The organism is Lysinibacillus sp. RU7, assembly GCF_057837305.1.
The window spans coordinates 1-236 of the sequence record NZ_JBYQFK010000313.1; the positions used below are offsets into that span (position 1 = coordinate 1).

The following is a 236-nucleotide window of genomic DNA, read 5'->3' on the forward strand; positions in this document are numbered from 1 at the left end:
CGGCGGCTTATCCATTCGGCTGGTGGGCAAGCCTCGACTATTGCGTCGAGCATCAGGTCGCCGGCGACCGCGACGAGGTGCTCGACCGCATATCGCGCGCCGTCCGGGCCAATATCCAGTGCCGCCTGCGCGGCGATGACGAAGGGATCCTCGACACCTTCATGCCAGTCATCCAGGGGCGCCTGCCGTCCGACTATGAGCGCTGCGCCGAGGCCCTATCCTTGACGATCGAGCGG

General features: G+C 66.5%; 1 pseudogene. It reads left to right on the forward strand.

From position 1 onward, the window contains the following. Positions 1–236 (forward strand): annotated as a pseudogene (locus tag AC3II9_RS22525) (deazapurine DNA modification protein DpdA family protein); the annotation flags it as partial.